Origin of the sequence: Arthrobacter jiangjiafuii (assembly GCF_018622995.1) — a bacterium.
Lineage (GTDB): Bacteria > Actinomycetota > Actinomycetes > Actinomycetales > Micrococcaceae > Arthrobacter_B > Arthrobacter_B jiangjiafuii.
The window spans coordinates 2,603,473-2,620,193 of the sequence record NZ_CP076022.1 but is presented as its reverse complement, the minus strand read 5'-3'; the positions used below and the strand labels follow the sequence as shown (position 1 = coordinate 2,620,193).

The 16,721-nt window shown below is 66.0% G+C and carries 19 protein-coding genes and 1 other RNA gene; 7 read left to right on the top strand and 13 right to left on the bottom strand.

Annotation, left to right across the window (positions count from 1 at the left end; all coding sequences use genetic code 11):
- Positions 1–30: 30 nt before the first annotated feature.
- From smpB to KKR91_RS12255, 3 genes are all read left to right on the top strand, one after another.
- Entirely contained in the window at positions 31–504 is a 474-nt protein-coding gene (gene smpB / locus KKR91_RS12265) for an SsrA-binding protein SmpB (RefSeq protein ID WP_210231267.1), read from the top strand.
- A 139-nt stretch (positions 505–643) separates the two neighbouring features.
- Positions 644–1,013, top strand: a transfer-messenger RNA (tmRNA) gene (gene ssrA / locus KKR91_RS12260).
- Between the two features lie 330 nt (positions 1,014–1,343).
- Positions 1,344–1,979: a uracil-DNA glycosylase family protein gene (locus KKR91_RS12255; RefSeq protein WP_210231268.1), complete on the top strand. Its 636-nt coding sequence runs from the start codon at positions 1,344–1,346 to the stop codon at positions 1,977–1,979.
- A 113-nt stretch (positions 1,980–2,092) separates the two neighbouring features.
- Here KKR91_RS12255 and KKR91_RS12250 read toward each other — a convergent pair whose 3' ends face one another.
- Together KKR91_RS12250 and KKR91_RS12245 are read right to left on the bottom strand one after the other, a co-directional pair.
- A complete protein-coding gene (locus KKR91_RS12250; protein WP_210231269.1) occupies positions 2,093–2,491 on the bottom strand; it encodes a hypothetical protein in 399 nt (132 codons plus the stop codon).
- Positions 2,492–2,539: 48 nt separating this feature from the next.
- Positions 2,540–3,031, bottom strand: a complete 492-nt coding sequence (locus KKR91_RS12245; protein WP_210231270.1) for a DUF1269 domain-containing protein — start codon at positions 3,029–3,031, stop codon at positions 2,540–2,542.
- Between the two features lie 215 nt (positions 3,032–3,246).
- Here KKR91_RS12245 and KKR91_RS12240 point away from each other — a divergent pair, with 215 nt between their 5' ends.
- Together KKR91_RS12240 and KKR91_RS12235 are read left to right on the top strand one after the other, a co-directional pair.
- On the top strand, positions 3,247–4,956 hold the full coding sequence (locus tag KKR91_RS12240) for a glycoside hydrolase family 13 protein (protein ID WP_210231271.1): 1,710 nt from the start codon (positions 3,247–3,249) through the stop codon (positions 4,954–4,956).
- Positions 4,957–4,991: 35 nt separating this feature from the next.
- Entirely contained in the window at positions 4,992–5,447 is a 456-nt protein-coding gene (locus KKR91_RS12235) for a DUF2568 domain-containing protein (RefSeq protein ID WP_210231272.1), read from the top strand.
- A 53-nt stretch (positions 5,448–5,500) separates the two neighbouring features.
- Here KKR91_RS12235 and KKR91_RS12230 read toward each other — a convergent pair whose 3' ends face one another.
- The 8 genes from KKR91_RS12230 to KKR91_RS12195 all read right to left on the bottom strand — a co-directional run bounded on the left by KKR91_RS12230 (position 5,501) and on the right by KKR91_RS12195 (position 12,335).
- Positions 5,501–6,613 (bottom strand): carboxylate-amine ligase, encoded by a 1,113-nt coding sequence (locus KKR91_RS12230; protein WP_210231273.1) that lies wholly within the window; start codon positions 6,611–6,613, stop codon positions 5,501–5,503.
- Between the two features lie 136 nt (positions 6,614–6,749).
- Entirely contained in the window at positions 6,750–7,121 is a 372-nt protein-coding gene (locus KKR91_RS12225) for a fluoride efflux transporter FluC (RefSeq protein WP_210231274.1), read from the bottom strand.
- On the bottom strand, positions 7,118–7,576 hold the full coding sequence (locus KKR91_RS12220) for a fluoride efflux transporter FluC (RefSeq protein WP_210231275.1): 459 nt from the start codon (positions 7,574–7,576) through the stop codon (positions 7,118–7,120). The genes KKR91_RS12225 and KKR91_RS12220 overlap by 4 nt, the downstream gene beginning before the upstream one ends.
- On the bottom strand, positions 7,569–8,381 hold the full coding sequence (locus KKR91_RS12215; RefSeq protein ID WP_210231276.1) for a class I SAM-dependent methyltransferase: 813 nt from the start codon (positions 8,379–8,381) through the stop codon (positions 7,569–7,571). Before KKR91_RS12215 ends, KKR91_RS12220 begins: the two co-directional genes overlap by 8 nt.
- A 2-nt stretch (positions 8,382–8,383) precedes the next feature.
- Positions 8,384–9,193, bottom strand: a complete 810-nt coding sequence (hisN, locus tag KKR91_RS12210) for a histidinol-phosphatase (RefSeq protein WP_210231277.1) — start codon at positions 9,191–9,193, stop codon at positions 8,384–8,386.
- Positions 9,194–9,305: 112 nt separating this feature from the next.
- Entirely contained in the window at positions 9,306–10,421 is a 1,116-nt protein-coding gene (gene rsgA, locus KKR91_RS12205; RefSeq protein ID WP_210231278.1) for a ribosome small subunit-dependent GTPase A, read from the bottom strand.
- The gene (aroA, locus tag KKR91_RS12200) at positions 10,421–11,749 is read right to left on the bottom strand and encodes a 3-phosphoshikimate 1-carboxyvinyltransferase (RefSeq protein WP_210231279.1); all 1,329 of its coding nucleotides are present in this window, start codon (positions 11,747–11,749) and stop codon (positions 10,421–10,423) included. Before aroA ends, rsgA begins: the two co-directional genes overlap by 1 nt.
- Positions 11,750–11,753: 4 nt before the next feature.
- Positions 11,754–12,335: a DoxX family protein gene (locus KKR91_RS12195; protein ID WP_210231280.1), complete on the bottom strand. Its 582-nt coding sequence runs from the start codon at positions 12,333–12,335 to the stop codon at positions 11,754–11,756.
- Between the two features lie 326 nt (positions 12,336–12,661).
- On the opposite strand from KKR91_RS12195, the gene KKR91_RS12190 reads away from it, so the two are divergent.
- Positions 12,662–13,345, top strand: a complete 684-nt coding sequence (locus KKR91_RS12190; protein WP_210231281.1) for a sigma-70 family RNA polymerase sigma factor — start codon at positions 12,662–12,664, stop codon at positions 13,343–13,345.
- A complete protein-coding gene (gene rsrA, locus KKR91_RS12185) occupies positions 13,342–13,602 on the top strand; it encodes a mycothiol system anti-sigma-R factor (RefSeq protein ID WP_210231282.1) in 261 nt (86 codons plus the stop codon). The genes KKR91_RS12190 and rsrA overlap by 4 nt, the downstream gene beginning before the upstream one ends.
- A 95-nt stretch (positions 13,603–13,697) precedes the next feature.
- Here the strand turns inward: rsrA and KKR91_RS17215 are convergent, their stop codons facing one another.
- From KKR91_RS17215 to KKR91_RS12175, 3 genes are all read right to left on the bottom strand, one after another.
- Positions 13,698–13,772: a 50S ribosomal protein bL37 gene (locus KKR91_RS17215; RefSeq protein WP_369299106.1), complete on the bottom strand. Its 75-nt coding sequence runs from the start codon at positions 13,770–13,772 to the stop codon at positions 13,698–13,700.
- 116 nt (positions 13,773–13,888) lie between these two features.
- A complete protein-coding gene (locus KKR91_RS12180; protein WP_210231283.1) occupies positions 13,889–15,676 on the bottom strand; it encodes a dipeptide ABC transporter ATP-binding protein in 1,788 nt (595 codons plus the stop codon).
- On the bottom strand, positions 15,673–16,710 hold the full coding sequence (locus KKR91_RS12175; protein ID WP_237686065.1) for an ABC transporter permease: 1,038 nt from the start codon (positions 16,708–16,710) through the stop codon (positions 15,673–15,675). Before KKR91_RS12175 ends, KKR91_RS12180 begins: the two co-directional genes overlap by 4 nt.
- Positions 16,711–16,721 lie beyond the last annotated feature (11 nt).

Sequence of the window (16,721 nt, the reverse complement as noted above, 5' to 3'; positions counted from 1 at the left end):
GTTTTCCGTTCGTCGAAAAGGAGTTGCCCCGTGCCCAGAGAAAGTGGCCGTAAGGTTGTGGCCACCAACCGCAAGGCCCGGCACAACTACGAAATCCTCGACACCTATGAAGCCGGCATGGTCTTGATGGGAACAGAGGTCAAGTCGCTGCGTGAGGGACGGGCCTCCCTGGTGGACGGGTTCGGTACCTTCTACAACGATGAACTCTGGCTAGAGGCCTGCTACATTCCGGAATACCTCAACGGCAGTTGGACCAACCACTCCGCACGCCGCCGCCGCAAGCTCCTGCTGCACCGCGAGCAGCTGGACAAGATCATGCAGAAGACCCGGGAAACCGGGTTCACCATCGTTCCCCTCCAGCTGTACTTCCTGGACGGGCGCGCCAAGGTGGAGATCGCCGTCGCCCGAGGCAAGCGTGACTATGACAAGCGCCAGACCCTGCGCGAGAAGCAGGACAACCGGGAAGCCCTGCGCGATATGCGCGAGAAAAACCGCGGCGCCTGAGCATTGCTGAAGGCGGCCGGTACCGAAGGCGGGCTGGTTCCGACGCCGGGCCCACCCTTGCCGGGGAACATGGGCTACACTTAATCCACCGGTCTGAGGATCGGTGCAGTAAGTGATTGAACAGTTGGTAATTCCATACGGGGATGACAGGTTTCGACGGTGTTAGTCGAGACAGGTGAAGCGGGCCGAGGATGCAGGGTTATCTCGTAAACGCTCCTTGCAAAACAATAAGTGCCGATTCAAAGCGCACTGACTTCGCTCTCGCTGCCTAAGCAGCGGGCATAGTCCGTCAGCCCGGGAATGCTCTCGTCCCGGATCCTGGCGTCATTTAGAGGGCCACTGCTGAACATGCTCGCCGTTGGCGTGTTCGGGACTCTTAAACGGCTGGGCCCGGATCAGCTGCTTGTCTGCATGACAGCTGGGGCCGAGAAAATCCACCGCAGACTGCGCCCGGAGAAGCCCTGACAACACGACATCGGACGGGGGTTCAATTCCCCCCATCTCCACCAACTCAAAGCAGGGAAGGTGCCATCAGGCACCTTCCCTGCTTTTTTGTTTTCCGGACCGGTTGCGGGCCGCTGTGCGAGTTGTTGGTCACACGTTAACGGTTTTTGGCCCCGGGTCCGCCGGCGGGCAGAGGAGTGAGTGCAGGAATTGGTAGACTGGCGGAAGCCGGAAACCTGTCCGCAAGGCAGGGCCACCGGTCTTCCGCCTCGGCGGGTCCGAGAAATGCCGCCGCGTATCGGCGTGCGGTTCGGCAGCATCCGCCCGAACGCGCTCCGTCCGGGCACCTGAGCTATAACCGGTCGATGAGACCCCTGTAGGAGACGCACCACTTTATGCAAAGCCTGGACCATGGAACACAATCCGAAGAACTCTGGAACCGCCGCTACGACGAAAATGTGGCTGAAGTCAATCAGCTGTGTGATTCGCTCAAGGCGCTGAAGCCCGGCACCGAGGTGCCCTACGTCGATCCGATGCACGACGTGGGAGACACCCGCATTGTGAGCCTGTTCTCCAATATCGGCACCGCCCACAAGTCCGGCTTCATTACGGCAGGCGACGACGACGCCATCGCCCGCCTGCTCGGCGTTCACTGGCAGGTGGGCCTTCGCCCGGAATACGTGATGCCCTGGAACACCTACCCCTGGTTCGTTCCCGGAGAGCCCAACGGAAAGCTGACCAAGGAGCAGATCCAGGAAGGCCTCAAGCCCCTGCTGCGTTTCCTGGCCCTGGTACCCCGCGCCTCGGCGATCGTTGCCCACGGGACCGAGGCCCAGCGGCTCTGCGCAGCCTTCCTCAAGACCGAGAACCGGATGATCTACCGCCGCAGCTTCAAGATCTACAAGGCCCGGTCCGTGGACGGCCGGGCATTCGGCGCCACGGCCGAGCGGCAGGAAGACGGCCTGGCCACCATGAGGATTGCCTACAAGGACGCCATGGCCCGCACCGGGCTGGCCGTGCCCGAGAGCTAGCCTTTTCACCAAGCCGGACAGGCGCCGGCAGGAAGCAGGCACCGGCAGGACAAAAAGCCAGGCACGCTGCCCCGGATTGGGGGAGCGTGCCTGGCTTTTTAGTTGTCCTGCGGCTAGTTGTCCTGCCCTGTTCCGGGCGCCGGAGCTTCGGAGACGGGAACATCCACGTAGCCGATAAACCGGGTTCCTATGCCGTCGTATTCTCCCCGGACCCTGCCGGCCTCCAGCGGCGGCAGGTCGCTGCTGGCGTGGTCGGCGCACGCCAGGAAGGCGAACTCCGGCCACCACTTCTTCGGCCGGGCGGTTTCACGGTAGCCGCAGACGGTACACTCCAGCTCCACCCATACCGGCCGTTTGCCGGTGCGGTTGGCCCGGGACTGGGCGAGCCACTTCGGCGGGTTGGCCTTCAGATCTTCCAGCTCCTCCTCGGAGAGGCGGGCGGGAATTCCGTGGCGGGTAGCCATTTCAAGGGGAATGTCTAGGGCAAGTGCGGCCTGGCGTCTGGTAATCATCCCCATCAACGATACGGGACACGGACCGGGCCTTGGGCCTGCGTAGCCTTAGTCGGCGAACGCCTGGCGCAGCTTTGCCTCCTGGTCCTTGGAGAGATTCGTGTAGATCAGTTTGGCGTCGGGGTAGCTGCTCCGGAAGGCATCCAGCACACGGTCCTCCACAGCATCGGAGGTCAGGACAAACAGGGCAGAGGTGCCCGGGGTGACTTCGGCGCGGACCTGCTTGATGAAACCGTCGTCGATCCCCACATCCACCATGGAGGCCGAGAGTGCGCCAACTGCGGCGCCCACCACGAGGCCGATGAGCGGCACAAAGAAGATCAGGCCAAACAACAGTCCCCAGAACCCGCCGCCCAGGGCTCCGGCGCCGACCAGATGGTGTTCCTGGATGGTCCGGGGCTTTTTCTTGTCCTGGGGCCAGGTGACAACGGCTGAATCCTGCACATTAATGAGTCCCTGCGACTGCAGGGACGAGAGGGTCTCGGTTGCCTGCTCCGCAGCACCTGAATCAGAGAATTTCCATACGGTCAACGTTGCCATGTTTGCTCCAAACGATTGGAATTCGGAAGCCTCCGCGGAGGCACCACCGGAGGGAAGTAGCGTTCACGATAACGACGGCGGCAACCTGCTGGCAATGAAACCGGGGGTTCCGGTGTGGTACTGCCCGCCTGCAAGCCGGCGCCCTGTCAGTGGGGCGCCCGCCGACGTAGAATGCCCGCATCCGCCCGCTGAATGAGCCACATGAGAGGCACCGCATGAGCGATCCCGACCGGCCGGCCTGGTGGACAAACGCCGTCGCCTACCAGATCTATCCCCGCAGCTTTGCCGACAGCACCGGCAGCGGTACAGGCGACCTGGCGGGGATCACCGGCAAGCTGGACTATCTCGCCGAGCTGGGCGTGGACGTCATCTGGCTGTCCCCGGTCCACCAGTCGCCGCAATTCGACAATGGCTATGACATCAGCAATTACCGCAAGATCGATACACTCTTTGGCTCCGAGGAGGACTTCGACGATCTGCTCGACGGCATCCACGCCCGGGGCATGAAGCTCATTATGGACCTGGTGGTAAACCATACCTCCAGCGAACATGAGGCATTCCGGGAATCGGCGGCCACGCGGGACAACGCCGAGCGGGATTCCTATTGGTGGCGTGATCCCCGCCCCGGGTTTGAGCCGGGGGAACCGGGGGCCGAGCCGAACAACTGGGGCTCGCACTTCGGCGGCTCCGCCTGGACTTACGATCCGGTGACCGAGCAGTACTATCTGCACCTCTTCACACCCCAGCAGCCGGACCTGAACTGGGAGAATCCGCGGGTACGCGCCCGGGTCCACACCATGATGAACTGGTGGCTTGACCGGGGCGTGGATGGATTCCGGATGGACGTCATCAATTTCATTTCCAAGGATCCTGCCCTGCCCGACGGCGTGGTGGAACCCGGAGGGGTCTGGGGCGACGGGTCCCCGCATTTCACATCCGGGCCGCGGATCCACGAGTTCCTGCAGGAGATGCGGCGCGCGGTCTTTGCCGGCCGCGACGGCGACTACCTCAACGTGGGGGAGACCCCGGGCGCCACCGTGGACCAGGCCCTGCTGTTCACCGATCCGCACCGGGGCGAGCTGGACATGGTGTTCCAGTTTGAACACGTCAACCTGGACCAGCGCCCGGGCAACAAATGGGACTACCGGGACCTGGACCTGCGCGACCTCAAGACCAGCTTCAACCGGTGGCAGCGCGGCCTGGCGGAAACCGGATGGAACAGCCTGTATCTGGGCAACCACGACCAGCCGCGGCACCTGTCCCGGTTCGGCGACGACGGCGTTTACCGCTACGAGTCGGCGACGCTGTGGGCCACTCTCCTGCACCTGCACCGGGGCACGCCCTATGTCTACCAAGGCGAAGAGCTCGGCATGACCAACGCCGGGTTCACCTCCATTGATGAGTACCGCGACGTCGAATCGCTGAACTATTATGCCGAGGCACTCCGCCGCGGAACCGGAGCCAAGGCAGCGTTGCGCGCTCTCGGCGCCATGAGCCGTGACAACGCCCGCACCCCGATGCAGTGGAGCGGGCAACGCCATGCAGGATTTACTTCCGGAACACCCTGGATTCCGGTGAACGCGAATTACCCCGCCATCAACGCGGAGGCGGATCTGGCCTCGGACCGCTCGATTTACCGCTACTACCAGCGACTGATCAGGCTCCGGCATGAGTCCCCGGTGGTGGCCCTGGGCGATTTCCACCTGCTCGATCCGGGCCACCCGGTCCTGTATGCGTTCCGGCGCAGCCGCGGTGACCAGCAGTTCCTGGTGACCTGTAATGTGTCAGCCGATCCGCTGATGCTGCCCTCGAACCTGGGCTCCGGTGACCTGATCCTCGGCAACTACACCGACCCGGGCAACCCCCATCAACTGCGCCCGTGGGAGGCGCGGATCATGGATATCTCAACCTATGAAAACGGGTAGCAGGCTTTCGAATCGCTGGGGCTAAAGTTGTCTCTGTGACAGAGCAGAAGACGCAAGCAGGCCCTGACGAAGAGAAGGCTGCCGTTGGTGGCCGGCGGGGTCCGGCAGCTGTCCGCCAGATCCTGGCTTTCGGCCTGGAAACGGCCCTCCTGTTTGCCGTCGCCTATTCGGCGATTGCAGCCTTCCCCGGTCACGGGGCCCTGGCAGCCATCGCTGCGCTGGCCGTAACCGTTGGGCTCTGGAGCTTTTTCATGGCCCCACGGGCGAAGCTGCGGCTGCCCTGGCCCCTGCTGCCGGTTGTGGCGGCCTGCGCCTTCCTGGCCGGAGCCGCAGCCCTGACATTCAGCGGGCTCCTGCCGGCCGCACTGATCCTGGCTGCTGCCGCCGCGGCCAACCTGGTCTGGGACCTGGCCTCAGGGCATCCTGCCGCCGGAGCCGCCATCAGCTCGACCGGCAGCCGTCCGACCGGCCGTCGGGCAGCCGGACGCTAGCCCCGGCAACCCTTCCCAGACGATAGGGCCGCTGCAACGCCGTCCGATCAGCGTCACTGGGCCGTCAATGCCTGCGCGAACAACGGTCCCAGGGCGGCAAACCCTCCCTGCCTGACTGCTGCCCGCTGGCGCTGCGCGCCGCTGCCGTTGTCAAACATATGGGCGAGGCCGGCACGGACATAGCCATAGTCTCCGGATTCCTCCAGGGCCGGGCGGATGTACGCGAGCAGGGCCCCCACCTGGTCGGCAGCGGAGCGGCCGAGATGCCCGCCGGCCGGGCCGTGGTCCAGCAGCTTTCCGCCCAGCCCGAACCGGGCAGCCTGCCAGAGGCCGGCGTCCAGGATTTCCGGATCAGAGAGGGCATCCGGGCTGCCCTCGATGCCCGATCCGTCCTCCGCCAGCGCCGTCGTCACCAGCCCGCGGGTCACCAGCGCCAGCAGGACGGCGTCGCGGGCCTCCAGCTGGGTATCGGCGACGCGGACCTCCACTGTCGGGAAGGTGTCGGAGAGCCGGGCTATCCAACCCACATGGCCCGAATCCAGGACCACGTCGGTGGCGATGAGCCGGGCAAGCCTGGCATCGTAGTCGGCGGCATCCTGGAAGAACGGCGGGCAGCCCTGAACCGACCAGCGCCGGTAATGGATGATCCGCCAGCTGGCGAACATGCTGTCCCGGCCATGCCAGTAGGGGGAATTGGTGCTGATTGCTCCGAGCGTGGCCAGCCACGGCCGGATCTGGTTGAGCACCTGGACGCCGCTGTCCCTATCGGGGACGGCCACGTGGACATGGGTCCCGTTCACATAGTGCTCCTCGGCTACCGCCCCGGTCATCTCACCCATGCTCCGGTACCGTTCGGTGGCGGACACGAGGGCCGGGCCGGGGTCGATGAGCGGTGCTGCGCCGGTGGGCGCAGCGGCAAGCCCGGCATCTGCAGCGGCCTGGGCCAGACGGCCCCGAAAATCGAGCAGGGAGGCAAGCGCTTCCTCCGGCTCAGTGCAGATAGGGGTGGAGCTCTCCACCTGAGAGGCCAGCAGCTCGGCGGTGCTGGTGTAACTGCTGCCGTCCTGGGGGGTGAGGCTGGCAACCAGCTCTGCGGCCCGGGCGCTGGGCATCGAGCTGCCCGGATCCATGAGCAGGAATTCTTCTTCGATGCCGAACGTGACCATGTGGTACCCCTGTTCGCAGCAGCAGAGAGCATGTTTGGACGGTTTGGGCCCCTCGGGCGCCGGAAAATCAGACTACAGGTGACACCCGCCCGGGGACAGGGACGGGCAGGGACGCGCCCGGGGGTGGCTGACCGGCTCAGGCGGCGAGCAGCCGGCCGAGGGCGGCAGCGGCCACGCCAAGGGCCAGGTTGGCGGTGACATTGACTGCCGCCGCCCATCGGCGACCATCCAGGAACAAGGTCAGGCTGGCGACGCTGAAGGAGCTGAAGGTGGTGAGCCCGCCGGCCAGGCCGGCGGCAGCGACCGGATAAGCGCGGGCACCGAGGGCACCACCGTCCAGCAGCCCGTAACACCAGCCGATTAACAATGAGCCGGCCACATTAACGACCAAGGTGGCGACCGGAAACGAAACCCCGGTTGGGCGGCGCCTACGCGTGAACCAGGCGTCGAGGGCAAATCTGGCCAGGGCACCGAGTACCGAGGCGGCGCCCACCCAAAGCGCCGTCATGATCCGTCACCCGTTTGCCGGCCCCGGGTCGCCGCTCCGGCCCGTCCGCCCAGCCAGAGACCGATGGCCGCCGCGCCGAAGCCGCCCGCCAGCGTCAGCACGAGGTAGCCGATCCATAAATCGTGCCGGCCGGCCGCGAGCGGAACTTCGAGGGAGAGCGCAACGGCCGAAAAAGTGCTGAAGGACCCCAGGAACCCGGGGCCCATTCCCGCCTTCAGCCAGAACGGGACCATCGGACGGGTCACCCACCAGGAGGTGAGGAAACCCAGAGTCAGGCTGGCGCCTGCGTTGATCCCCAGTGTGGTCCAGTCCAGGGCGGCCGGGTCCGGCGGGAAGCGCTGCAACAGCCCGTACCGGGCAAGGCCGCCGGCGAAGGCGCCGGCCGCAACGGCAGCCCACACCGGCCAATCGAGCCGGGGCAGAGGGGCAGGCAGCGTCCCCGGTCGCTCAGCCATGGTCCAGGGGCGGGACGGCGGCGGAGGGCACCACCCGCCACGACAGGGTCAGGTACGGCAGATCCAGCGGCTGCCCGGGCTGGTAGCCCAGATGATCGAAGAGGTACCAGGTGAGGTTCGCCAGGACCTTGGCACGCGTCACCTCGTTGGCGGAAAGATAGTAGGAGCGGGACTTGGCCAGCTCCATCAGGTCTTCCGGGGTCATCTGTTGCGTCCATGAACTTGTGTGGGAGGCCTGGGGGAGGAATTCAGGGCCGACCACGGGCCGGAATCCCGGACGCAGCACGTCGCCGGCATGGATGATGCGGGAATAGCGGTGCACCCAGGGGACGCTGACGTCGAGCTGGTTCCAGACAAGCCCCAGGATGCCTCCGGGCCGCAGGACGCGCGCCAGTTCGGTGCTGGCGGCGATCGGATCGCACCAGTGCCAGGCCTGCGCTACGGTCACGGCGTCCATGGAGGCCGTGGGCAGTCCGGTCGCCTCCGCGGTGCCCACCATGACCGGAACGTCCGGCAGGCCCTGCCGGAGTTGGCCGAGCATGTCGGCGGAGGGGTCGACGGCGGTGGTCCGGTAGCCGGCCGCGACCAGGAGGCGGGTGTACTTTCCGGTGCCAGCGCCGACGTCGGCCACCTGCGCGCCGGCCACCGCAGCCGGTCCGGTTATGCCCTCGAACAACCAGTGCACGGCATCGGCGGGATAGCCGGGCCGGATGCGGTCGTAGTGCTCTCCGCCGTCCTCGTAGCTGCGTGCCAGTTCCTTCCGGCGCAGCGCTTGGAGCCGCGGACCGGCCGATGTAGCTGTCATGCTCAGAGCAGGTCGTCCAGGCCCGGATTCAGCCGGTGGAGCACTTCGCTGTGCAAGGCACCGTTGGTCACCAGGGCGTTGCCGCCGAACGGACCGTCCTCGCCTTCCAGCGAGGTGAACCGGCCGCCGGCTTCGGTGATGATCGGCACGAGGGCAGCCATGTCGTAGAGGTTCAGCTCCGGCTCGCAGGCGATGTCCACGGCCCCTTCGGCGACCATGCAGTAGGACCAGAAATCGCCGAAGGCGCGGGTGCGCCACACCGACTCGGTCAGGCCGATGAACTCGTCAAAGTTTCCGCGTTCCTTCCAGCCGCCCAGACTGGAGTAGGACAGCGAGGCGTCCGCAAGGTTGGAGACGTTGGAGACCCGCAGCCGGGTGGCGGAGGCCAGGGAGCGGCCCATGTAGGCGCCGGTGCCGGTGGCGGCCCACCAGCGCTTGCCCAGGGCCGGTGCGCTGACCACGCCCAGGACGGGGACGCCGTCGTCGACCAGGGAGATCAGGGTGGCCCAGACGGGGACGCCGCGGATGAAGTTCTTGGTGCCGTCAATGGGGTCGATGACCCAGCGGCGCGGGCCGGAGCCGGTGGAGCCGAACTCCTCGCCGAGGACGGCGTCGCGTGGCCGGGCACGGGAAAGCTGCCCGCGGATCGCGTCCTCCGCTGCCTTGTCCGCGTCAGTGACGGGAGTCAGGTCCGGCTTCGTTTCCACCTTGAGGTCCAGGGCCTTGAAGCGGGACATGGTCTGGTCGTCGACGGAATCGGCCATCACGTGGGCGAGGCGCAGGTCATCGTTGTAGTTCTGAGCGAACGGCATACTGTTCAACTTATCCTTATTCGGCGGTCGTTGCCCGGGATGACACCGCGCCGGGCTGGCTGTGGCGCGGTTCCGCCGAAGCGTTGGGATGCCGGAGCCTGTGCAGCGGGCCTCATTGGAGACCCAGTTCCTTGGCTGAGGCACGGTTTTCGGTCCTGGTGCCGGAGCTGAGCAGCCGGCGCAGCGAGGCCAGCCGCGCCGGACCGGCGGCGCCTGCCTGGCCCGAGGCCACCCACGGATCCAGTCCGCAGTCCCGCGCCTGGTCGTCATGGCGGCAGCCGCGTTCACAGGTGTCGGTTCCCGGGGCAAGATCAGGGAACGCCTGCAGGATGCGGTCGGGGTCCACATGGGCGAGGCCGAAGGACCTGATACCGGGGGTATCGATGATCCAGCTGCCGGCGGGTGCGTCCAGGACCTTCAGCGCCAGGGCCGAGGACGAGGTGTGCCGGCCGCGGCCGGTGACGGCGTTGACGCCGCCGGTGGCGCGGTCGGAACCGGTCAGCGCGTTGACCAGGGTGGATTTGCCCACGCCGGAGTGGCCCACCAGGACCGATACCTTGCCCTCCAGATGGCTGTGCAGCTGCTCGACTGCGGAGCCCTGCAGCCTCGCGGACAGCCCGTCGTCCGAGCGCGCATCAATGCCGGAGGCGTCGTCGGACGCGGTGCGGGAAATGATGACGTCCAGATCCAGATGCTCATAGTTCGCCAGCAGGTCGGCCGGATCCTTGATATCTGCCTTGGTGATACAGAGCAGGGGAGAGATCCCGGCGTCGTACGCTGCGACCAGGGCGCGGTCAATGAAACCGGTGCGGGGCTCGGGATTCGCGGCCGCCACCACGATCACAAGCTGGTCGGCGTTGGCGACGACGGCGCGTTCCACCGGATCCGTGTCATCGGCGCTGCGCCGCAGCAGGGTGCGGCGGTTCTGGATCCGGACCAGGCGGGCGAGGGTGTCGGGTCCGCCGGACACATCGCCGACCAGCGAGACGAGGTCGCCTGCGACCACCGGGTTCCGCCGCAGTTCACGGGCCCGGGCTGCGGTGACGATGCGCTCGGTGGGGGTGTCTTCGTCGACGACGGCGGTATACCGGCCGCGGTCAACGGTAATGATGCGTCCGGTGACGGCCTCGTCGTAGGCGGGACGGTCCTTGGTGCGGGGTCGGGAGCCTTTTTTGTTGGGGCGGATCCGGACGTCGGATTCATCCCAGCTTCCGGTGGAGCGGGGCATCAGCGGGTTCCTTCGGTGACCGTAGCGGTGAGTTGCTGCCACAGCTGCGGGAATTCGGGCAGTGTCTTGGCGGTGGTGTCGATGTCCTGGACGAGGACACCGGGGACGGCCAGTCCGATCAGGGCGCCGGCGGTGGCCATGCGGTGGTCCGCGTAGGTTTCAAAGAGGCCGCCGTGCAGCGCTGCCGGGCGGATGGACAGGCCGTCTTCGGTTTCCTGCACGTCGCCGCCCAACCGGTTGATTTCCGTCGCCAGGGCTGCGAGCCGGTCTGTTTCGTGGCCGCGCAGGTGCGCGATGCCGGTCAGCCGCGAGGGAGAGTCTGCCAGGGCGCACAGGGCGGCGACAGTCGGGGCGAGTTCGCTGGTGTCTGCCAGCTCTGCGCCGGTGATGTGTCCGGTACCGGTGACGGTCAGGGTGCCGCCGGAAAGGGCGGCGGTGCCGCCGAGCTGCGGCAGGATCTGCCGCCACCGGTCTCCCACCTGGGAGGTGTGTTCCGGCCAGCCGGCCATGCGGACGGTGCCGCCGGCCACCAGGGCGGCGGCCAGGAACGGCCCGGCGTTGGAGAGGTCCGGTTCGATGGTGATGTCGAAGGCGCGGATGGGCCCGGGGGACACCTTCCACTCGTTGGGAACGGAATCATCGACGACGACGCCGACCCCGCGCAGGGCCTGAACAGTCATGGCGATGTGGTCCCGGCTCGGAACGGCAACCCCGGAATGGACCAGGTGCAGTCCGTCCCGGAACCGCGCGCCCGCCAGCAGCAGCGCTGATACGAATTGGGAGGAGGCACCGGCGTCGATTTCCAACCGCCCGCCGGCCACCTCCCCGGTGCCGCTCACGGTGAACGGCAGGGAACCCGCACCGTCGTCGTGCACGTCCACGCCGAGTCCGCGCAGGGCATCGATCGCCGCTGACATCGGACGGATGCGTGCGTGCGGGTCGCCGTCAAAGGCGGTGCTGCCCTTTTTCAAAGCCGCCAGCGGCGGCACGAAGCGCATCACCGTCCCCGCTAAACCGCAGTCAATCTCAGCCTCGGCCGCGGCTCCCGGCTCCATCGGGCGGACCTCAAGGTCCGGCCCGAAGGCACCGTCGCCGTCGACTTCCGTCACGGTGGCCCCCAACGCCCGCAGGGACCGGACCATCAGCTCGGTGTCGCGTGAGTGCAGGGGCGCCCGCAGGCGGCTGGGGCCATCAGCCAAAGCGGCCAGGACCAGGTACCTGTTGGTCAGTGACTTGGAACCGGGGATCCGGATGTCGGCGTCCAGCGGGGCAGTAACCCGCGGGGCGGGCCAGGGTGAGATGCTCTGGGGTTCAGCGGGGAAGGACATACGGCTAGGAACCCACGATGCCGGATGCGGTGGAACGTACGGTCTTGTTGGCCTTCTTCAGCTGCCTGGCCGCGTCCTTCTTTACGGAACGTGACTTGCGGCCGGCATCCTTGCCCAAGGAGGCAACGCTGCGGCGGGTGTCGTCGGCCAGGTGGCCGGCGCGCCAGGCCAGGCCCGGACGTCCGTTGGTGTCAACGGCTACCAGCAGGACGGCGCCAATGAGGGAGAGGTTCTTCAGCAGGCCCGCGCGGCGCGCCTTGCGCTCATCGGGGGTGTCGATCTCCGCATTCTTGTATTCCACGACCGCGTTCAAGACGGCAGTGCCGGTCAGCAGCAGCCCGGACAGCCGGGGCAGCTTGCCCAGGGCCAGCAGTGCGCCGGCGCCCACCTGGGTTGCACCCAGGACTTTGGCGACGAGCTGGGGGTTTCCGGTGACGGCCGCGGCGGAGGGCACCATGTCGCCCACCCGCTTCAGCGTGGGGCGCAGCTGCTCGGCGGTGTTGTCGGCATCCCGGAGCCGGTCGGCTCCGGCGGCAATGAAGCCGGTGGCAAGCAGGGGACGGGCGAGCAAACGGACAATCGACATATTGACCTCCTGGTGGCTGTCCGGTCTCGGAATAACCGGGCAGAATACTCCTAGTTTTGCACTTTTACGGAGCAGGCACACCTTATGCATCAGGGCGGGCCGCGGGCCCGGAGCGGAATAAGCACTACGGGAGAGGCGTTGTGGGGGTATAAGGCGTTTGTCCCGGATAAGGGAAGCGCAACTTCGGCGCCGAGGCGTCCTTTGAATGCAGGGTAAGGAGAGTGAACGTGCCAGGTGCCTTGGCAACGGCCGCCGGCCCGGCGGCAGCAGGTTCCCCGATCCAGCTACGAGTGGGGGCAGGTCCCCGCACCGTAGACTGGGAGGTAATGAGAACTGATGTGCCGGAAGGCAGCCCCCAGGTGGAAGACTCCGAGTTGGATGTCGCTTCCGAATCGGAAGCGGCCCGTAAGCTGCGCTTTGAGCGCGACGCAATGCAGTATGTGGACCAACTGTATTCCGCAGCAATGCGCATGGCCCGCAACCCCTCCGATGCCGAGGACCTGGTCCAGGAGGCCTATACCAAGGCGTTCTCCGCGTTCCACCAGTACCGTCCGGGAACGAACCTGAAGGCGTGGCTGTACCGGATCCTGACGAACACCTACATCAACCTGTACCGCAAGCGCCAACGCGAGCCGCTGCAGGCAAACTCGGACGGCGTGGAGGACTGGCAGTTGGCCCGGGCCGCGGAGCACAGCTCCACCGGCTTGCGGTCCGCCGAAGCTGTGGCCCTGGACCACCTTCCCGATTCCGATGTCAAGGACGCGCTCCAGGCCATTCCGGAGGAATTCCGGCTGGCCGTGTATTTCTCCGATGTGGAGGGATTTGCATACAAAGAGATTTCCGAAATCATGAACACGCCCATCGGCACCGTAATGTCCCGCCTGCACCGGGGCCGCAAAATGCTCCGTGAACTGCTGGCGGAATATGCACACGAACGCGGAATCCGCGGCAAGGCTGCACCTGCTGCTGCCGGGGCAAGCCAGAACAAGAAACAGGGGAACACGCTATGAGCGATTGCCAAAGCCTGGGCGATTGCGAGGACGCCCGCATCGAACGGCTCTACGAGTACCTCGACGGTGCCCTTTCCCACGATGACATCGTGGAGATCAAGGAACATCTGGACGGGTGTCCCGAATGCGCCGAGGAACACGACCTCGAGTGTGTCATCCGGTCGGTGGTGAAGCGCTCCTGCACGGAGGCTGCCCCGGAGACCCTCAAGGCCAGCATCCTCGCCCGAATCAGCCAGATCCAGACGGCAGACCATTAGCTGCGAGGCGCTTGCACAAAAAAGAACCCCCGGTGGCCGTGAGGCTCCGGGGGTTCTTCCTTTAGTGGCGATGGGCCACACGGGGAGTCCAAGACTTACGTGTTGGGACGCTTACCGTGATTGGCGCCGCCGCGCTTACGGTCACGACGCTTGCGTGCACGCTTGCTCATAGCTGCCTCCTTCGTTTTGCTGAAAGTTCTGCCCTCCAGTCTCCCACACCGTGTGGCCCAGCACCTAAACAGGGCGGGCCACCTGGTGGCGCGGGAGACGGGGGATTACTGGGGGATTACTCCGTCGTGCTGCCGGCCGCCATGAGGGCGTTGCGCTGTTCGCGGCGCAGTGCCTGTTCAGCCGGGTCGGGCACCGGCGCGGCCGCGAGCAGGCGGCGGGTGTACGGATCCTGGGGATACCGCAGCACCTGCTCGGTGGACCCCTGCTCCACCATGCGGCCCTTGTTCAGGACGGCAATGTGGTTTGCCAGGATCTCCACGACGGCCAGGTCATGGCTGACGAACAGGCAGGCGAACCCATACTGCTGCTGCAGGTCCTGGAGCAGGCCCAGGACCCGGGCCTGGACCGAGACATCCAACGCCGACGTCGGCTCGTCCGCCACCAGCAGCGACGGGCGCAGCGACAGGGCGCGGGCGATCCCCACTCGCTGCCGCTGTCCGCCGGAAAGCTCATGCGGATACCGGTTGCGGAAGCTGGTGGGCAGCTGGACATCCTCCAGCAGCAGCTCCACCCTGCGGTCCAGGTCCTTCCGGGAGAGCTTCTCGTGCAGGAACAACGGCTCGCCGATCGACTCGCCGATCGACATGCGCGGATTCAGCGAGGCTGCGGGATCCTGGAACACGATGGCGAACTTCCGCCGCAGCGGCAGCATCTGCTTGGGCGTGAGTCCGGCGATGTCGGTGCCGTTGATGTTGACGCTTCCGGCGCTGACCGGAAGCAGGCCGGTCACGGCGCGGGCAATGGTCGACTTGCCGGAGCCCGATTCGCCCACCAGGCCCATCACTTCGCCGGGGTTGATGACGAAGGAAACATCCGACACCGCCTTGAAGCCAGGCTGCCGGAAGCGGCCCGGGTACTCGATCGAGACGCCGCTCAGCTGCAGCGCCGGAACCACTCCGGCGTCGACGGTGGCGAGGTCTGCGGACTCCCGCAGAACCGCGCGCGGCGCGTCAGTGATCTGGAGGGTCCCGTCGTCTTCCACTTCCACGGCGGAGAGGACCCCGCCCACCTTGGACCCCAGATGGGGGACCGCCGCCAGCAGCTGCCGGGTGTATTCCTCACGCGGATTTCCGAAGAGCTCGGCCACCGGTGCCGCCTCAACGATCCGGCCCTTCTCCATGACCACTACCTTGTCCGCAAGGTCTGCCACAACGCCCATGTCATGGGTAATGAGCATGATGGCGCTGTTCAGCCGGCGGTTCAGGCTGCGCAGGAGTTCAAGCACCTCCGCCTGGACGGTCACGTCCAGGGCGGTGGTGGGCTCGTCGGCCACCAGCAGGATGGGGTCGTTGGCAATTGCGATCGCGATCATGGCCCGTTGCCGCTGACCGCCCGAGAACTGGTGCGGGTAGGAACCGTAGCGCCGTTCCGGCTCGGGAATCTCCACCATGCGCAGCAGCTCGATGGCCCGCTCCTTGGCCTGGGCCGGGGAAGCATCGGAGTGCTGCTCGATCACTTCCTTGATCTGCTCGCCGATGGTCAGCACCGGGTTGAGGGCAGTCATCGGCTCTTGGAAAATCATGGCTATGTCATTGCCGCGGATTTTCCGCAGGGCCGACTGCGGAGCGCCGATCAGCTCCTTGCCCTGGAGCTTCGCGCTGCCTGAGGAACGGCCATTGCCGGGCAGCAGCCCGAGCAGGGCCATGGAGGACATGCTCTTTCCGGAACCGGATTCCCCGACGATGGCCAGGATTTCTCCGGGCCGGATGGTGAAGGACACATCCTCGGCGGCCATCACCCAGGCGTTGTCGACCATGAAGTCGACTCCCAGGCCGGTGACTTCCAGGATCGGGGCGCCGGCTGCCGGTGAAATCTTGTCGCTGTACAGGGGTGCCGTAGTCATCGCTTATTCCTTGTCTGTCGGGGATCAAACGCATCCCTGAGTCCGTCACCGATGAAGTTCACGGTGAGGGCGATAGCCACAATGAAGATGCCGGGCCAGAAGAAGAGCCAAGGGCGTGTGGTCATGGCCGCCCGGTTCTCGTTGATCAGCTTGCCCAGGGAGGTATCCGGGGCCTGGACGCCCAACCCGAGGAAGCTCAGTGCGGTTTCCAGCAGGATGGCACCGGAAATCGCCAGCGTTGCAGACACAATGATGACCCCAACGGTGTTGGGCAGGATGTGCTTGAAAATAATGCGGGCCGAGCTGGCGCCCACTGACTTGGCAGCCTCGACGAATTCCTTCTCACGGAGCGAGAGGAATTCACCGCGGACAATGCGGGCAAGGTTGGTCCACGTCAGCAGGCCCAGGAACACGGCGAAGACCACAATGCCGGCACTGGAAACGATGCTGGCCAGGACGGCCGCGACCACCAGCAGCGGGATGGTGATGATGACGTCCGTGAAGCGCATGAGTACGGCCTCAATGAAGCCGCGGAAGTAGCCGGCAAGGGCGCCGACGACGGTTCCCACGATGGTTCCGACGATGCCCACGATGAACGCGATGATCAGTGAGATCTGGGCACCGCGCATGGTCATGGCAAAGTAGTCGCGGCCCAGGCTGTCCTGGCCGAAGGGATGGTTCCCCAGCCCGGTCCAGGAAAGGGTGGGGGCTCCGCCGTCTTCCATCGGCATCACCGATGAGAAGGTGTGCGGCCACCAACCGGGGATGCGCAGCGGACCGACGGAGATTCCGATCGAGGTGAACGCGAGCAGAACGATGAAAACCAGCCCTGCCAGGCCGGCAATGGCACCCTTGTGCCGGAAGAAACGCTCCCGGACCAGTGTTCCCTGGCTCTTGGCCGCGGTGATCTGCGGATCCGCGGTTAACGCGGTGGTGGCGGGAGAGTCGGCGATGTCCGTCGGCTGGCTCTCCAGGGTCATGCTTGTCAGCTCGGGGCTGCTGCCGGACGATCCGGACGGTATTTTCTCAGTCATGATGTCCGCCT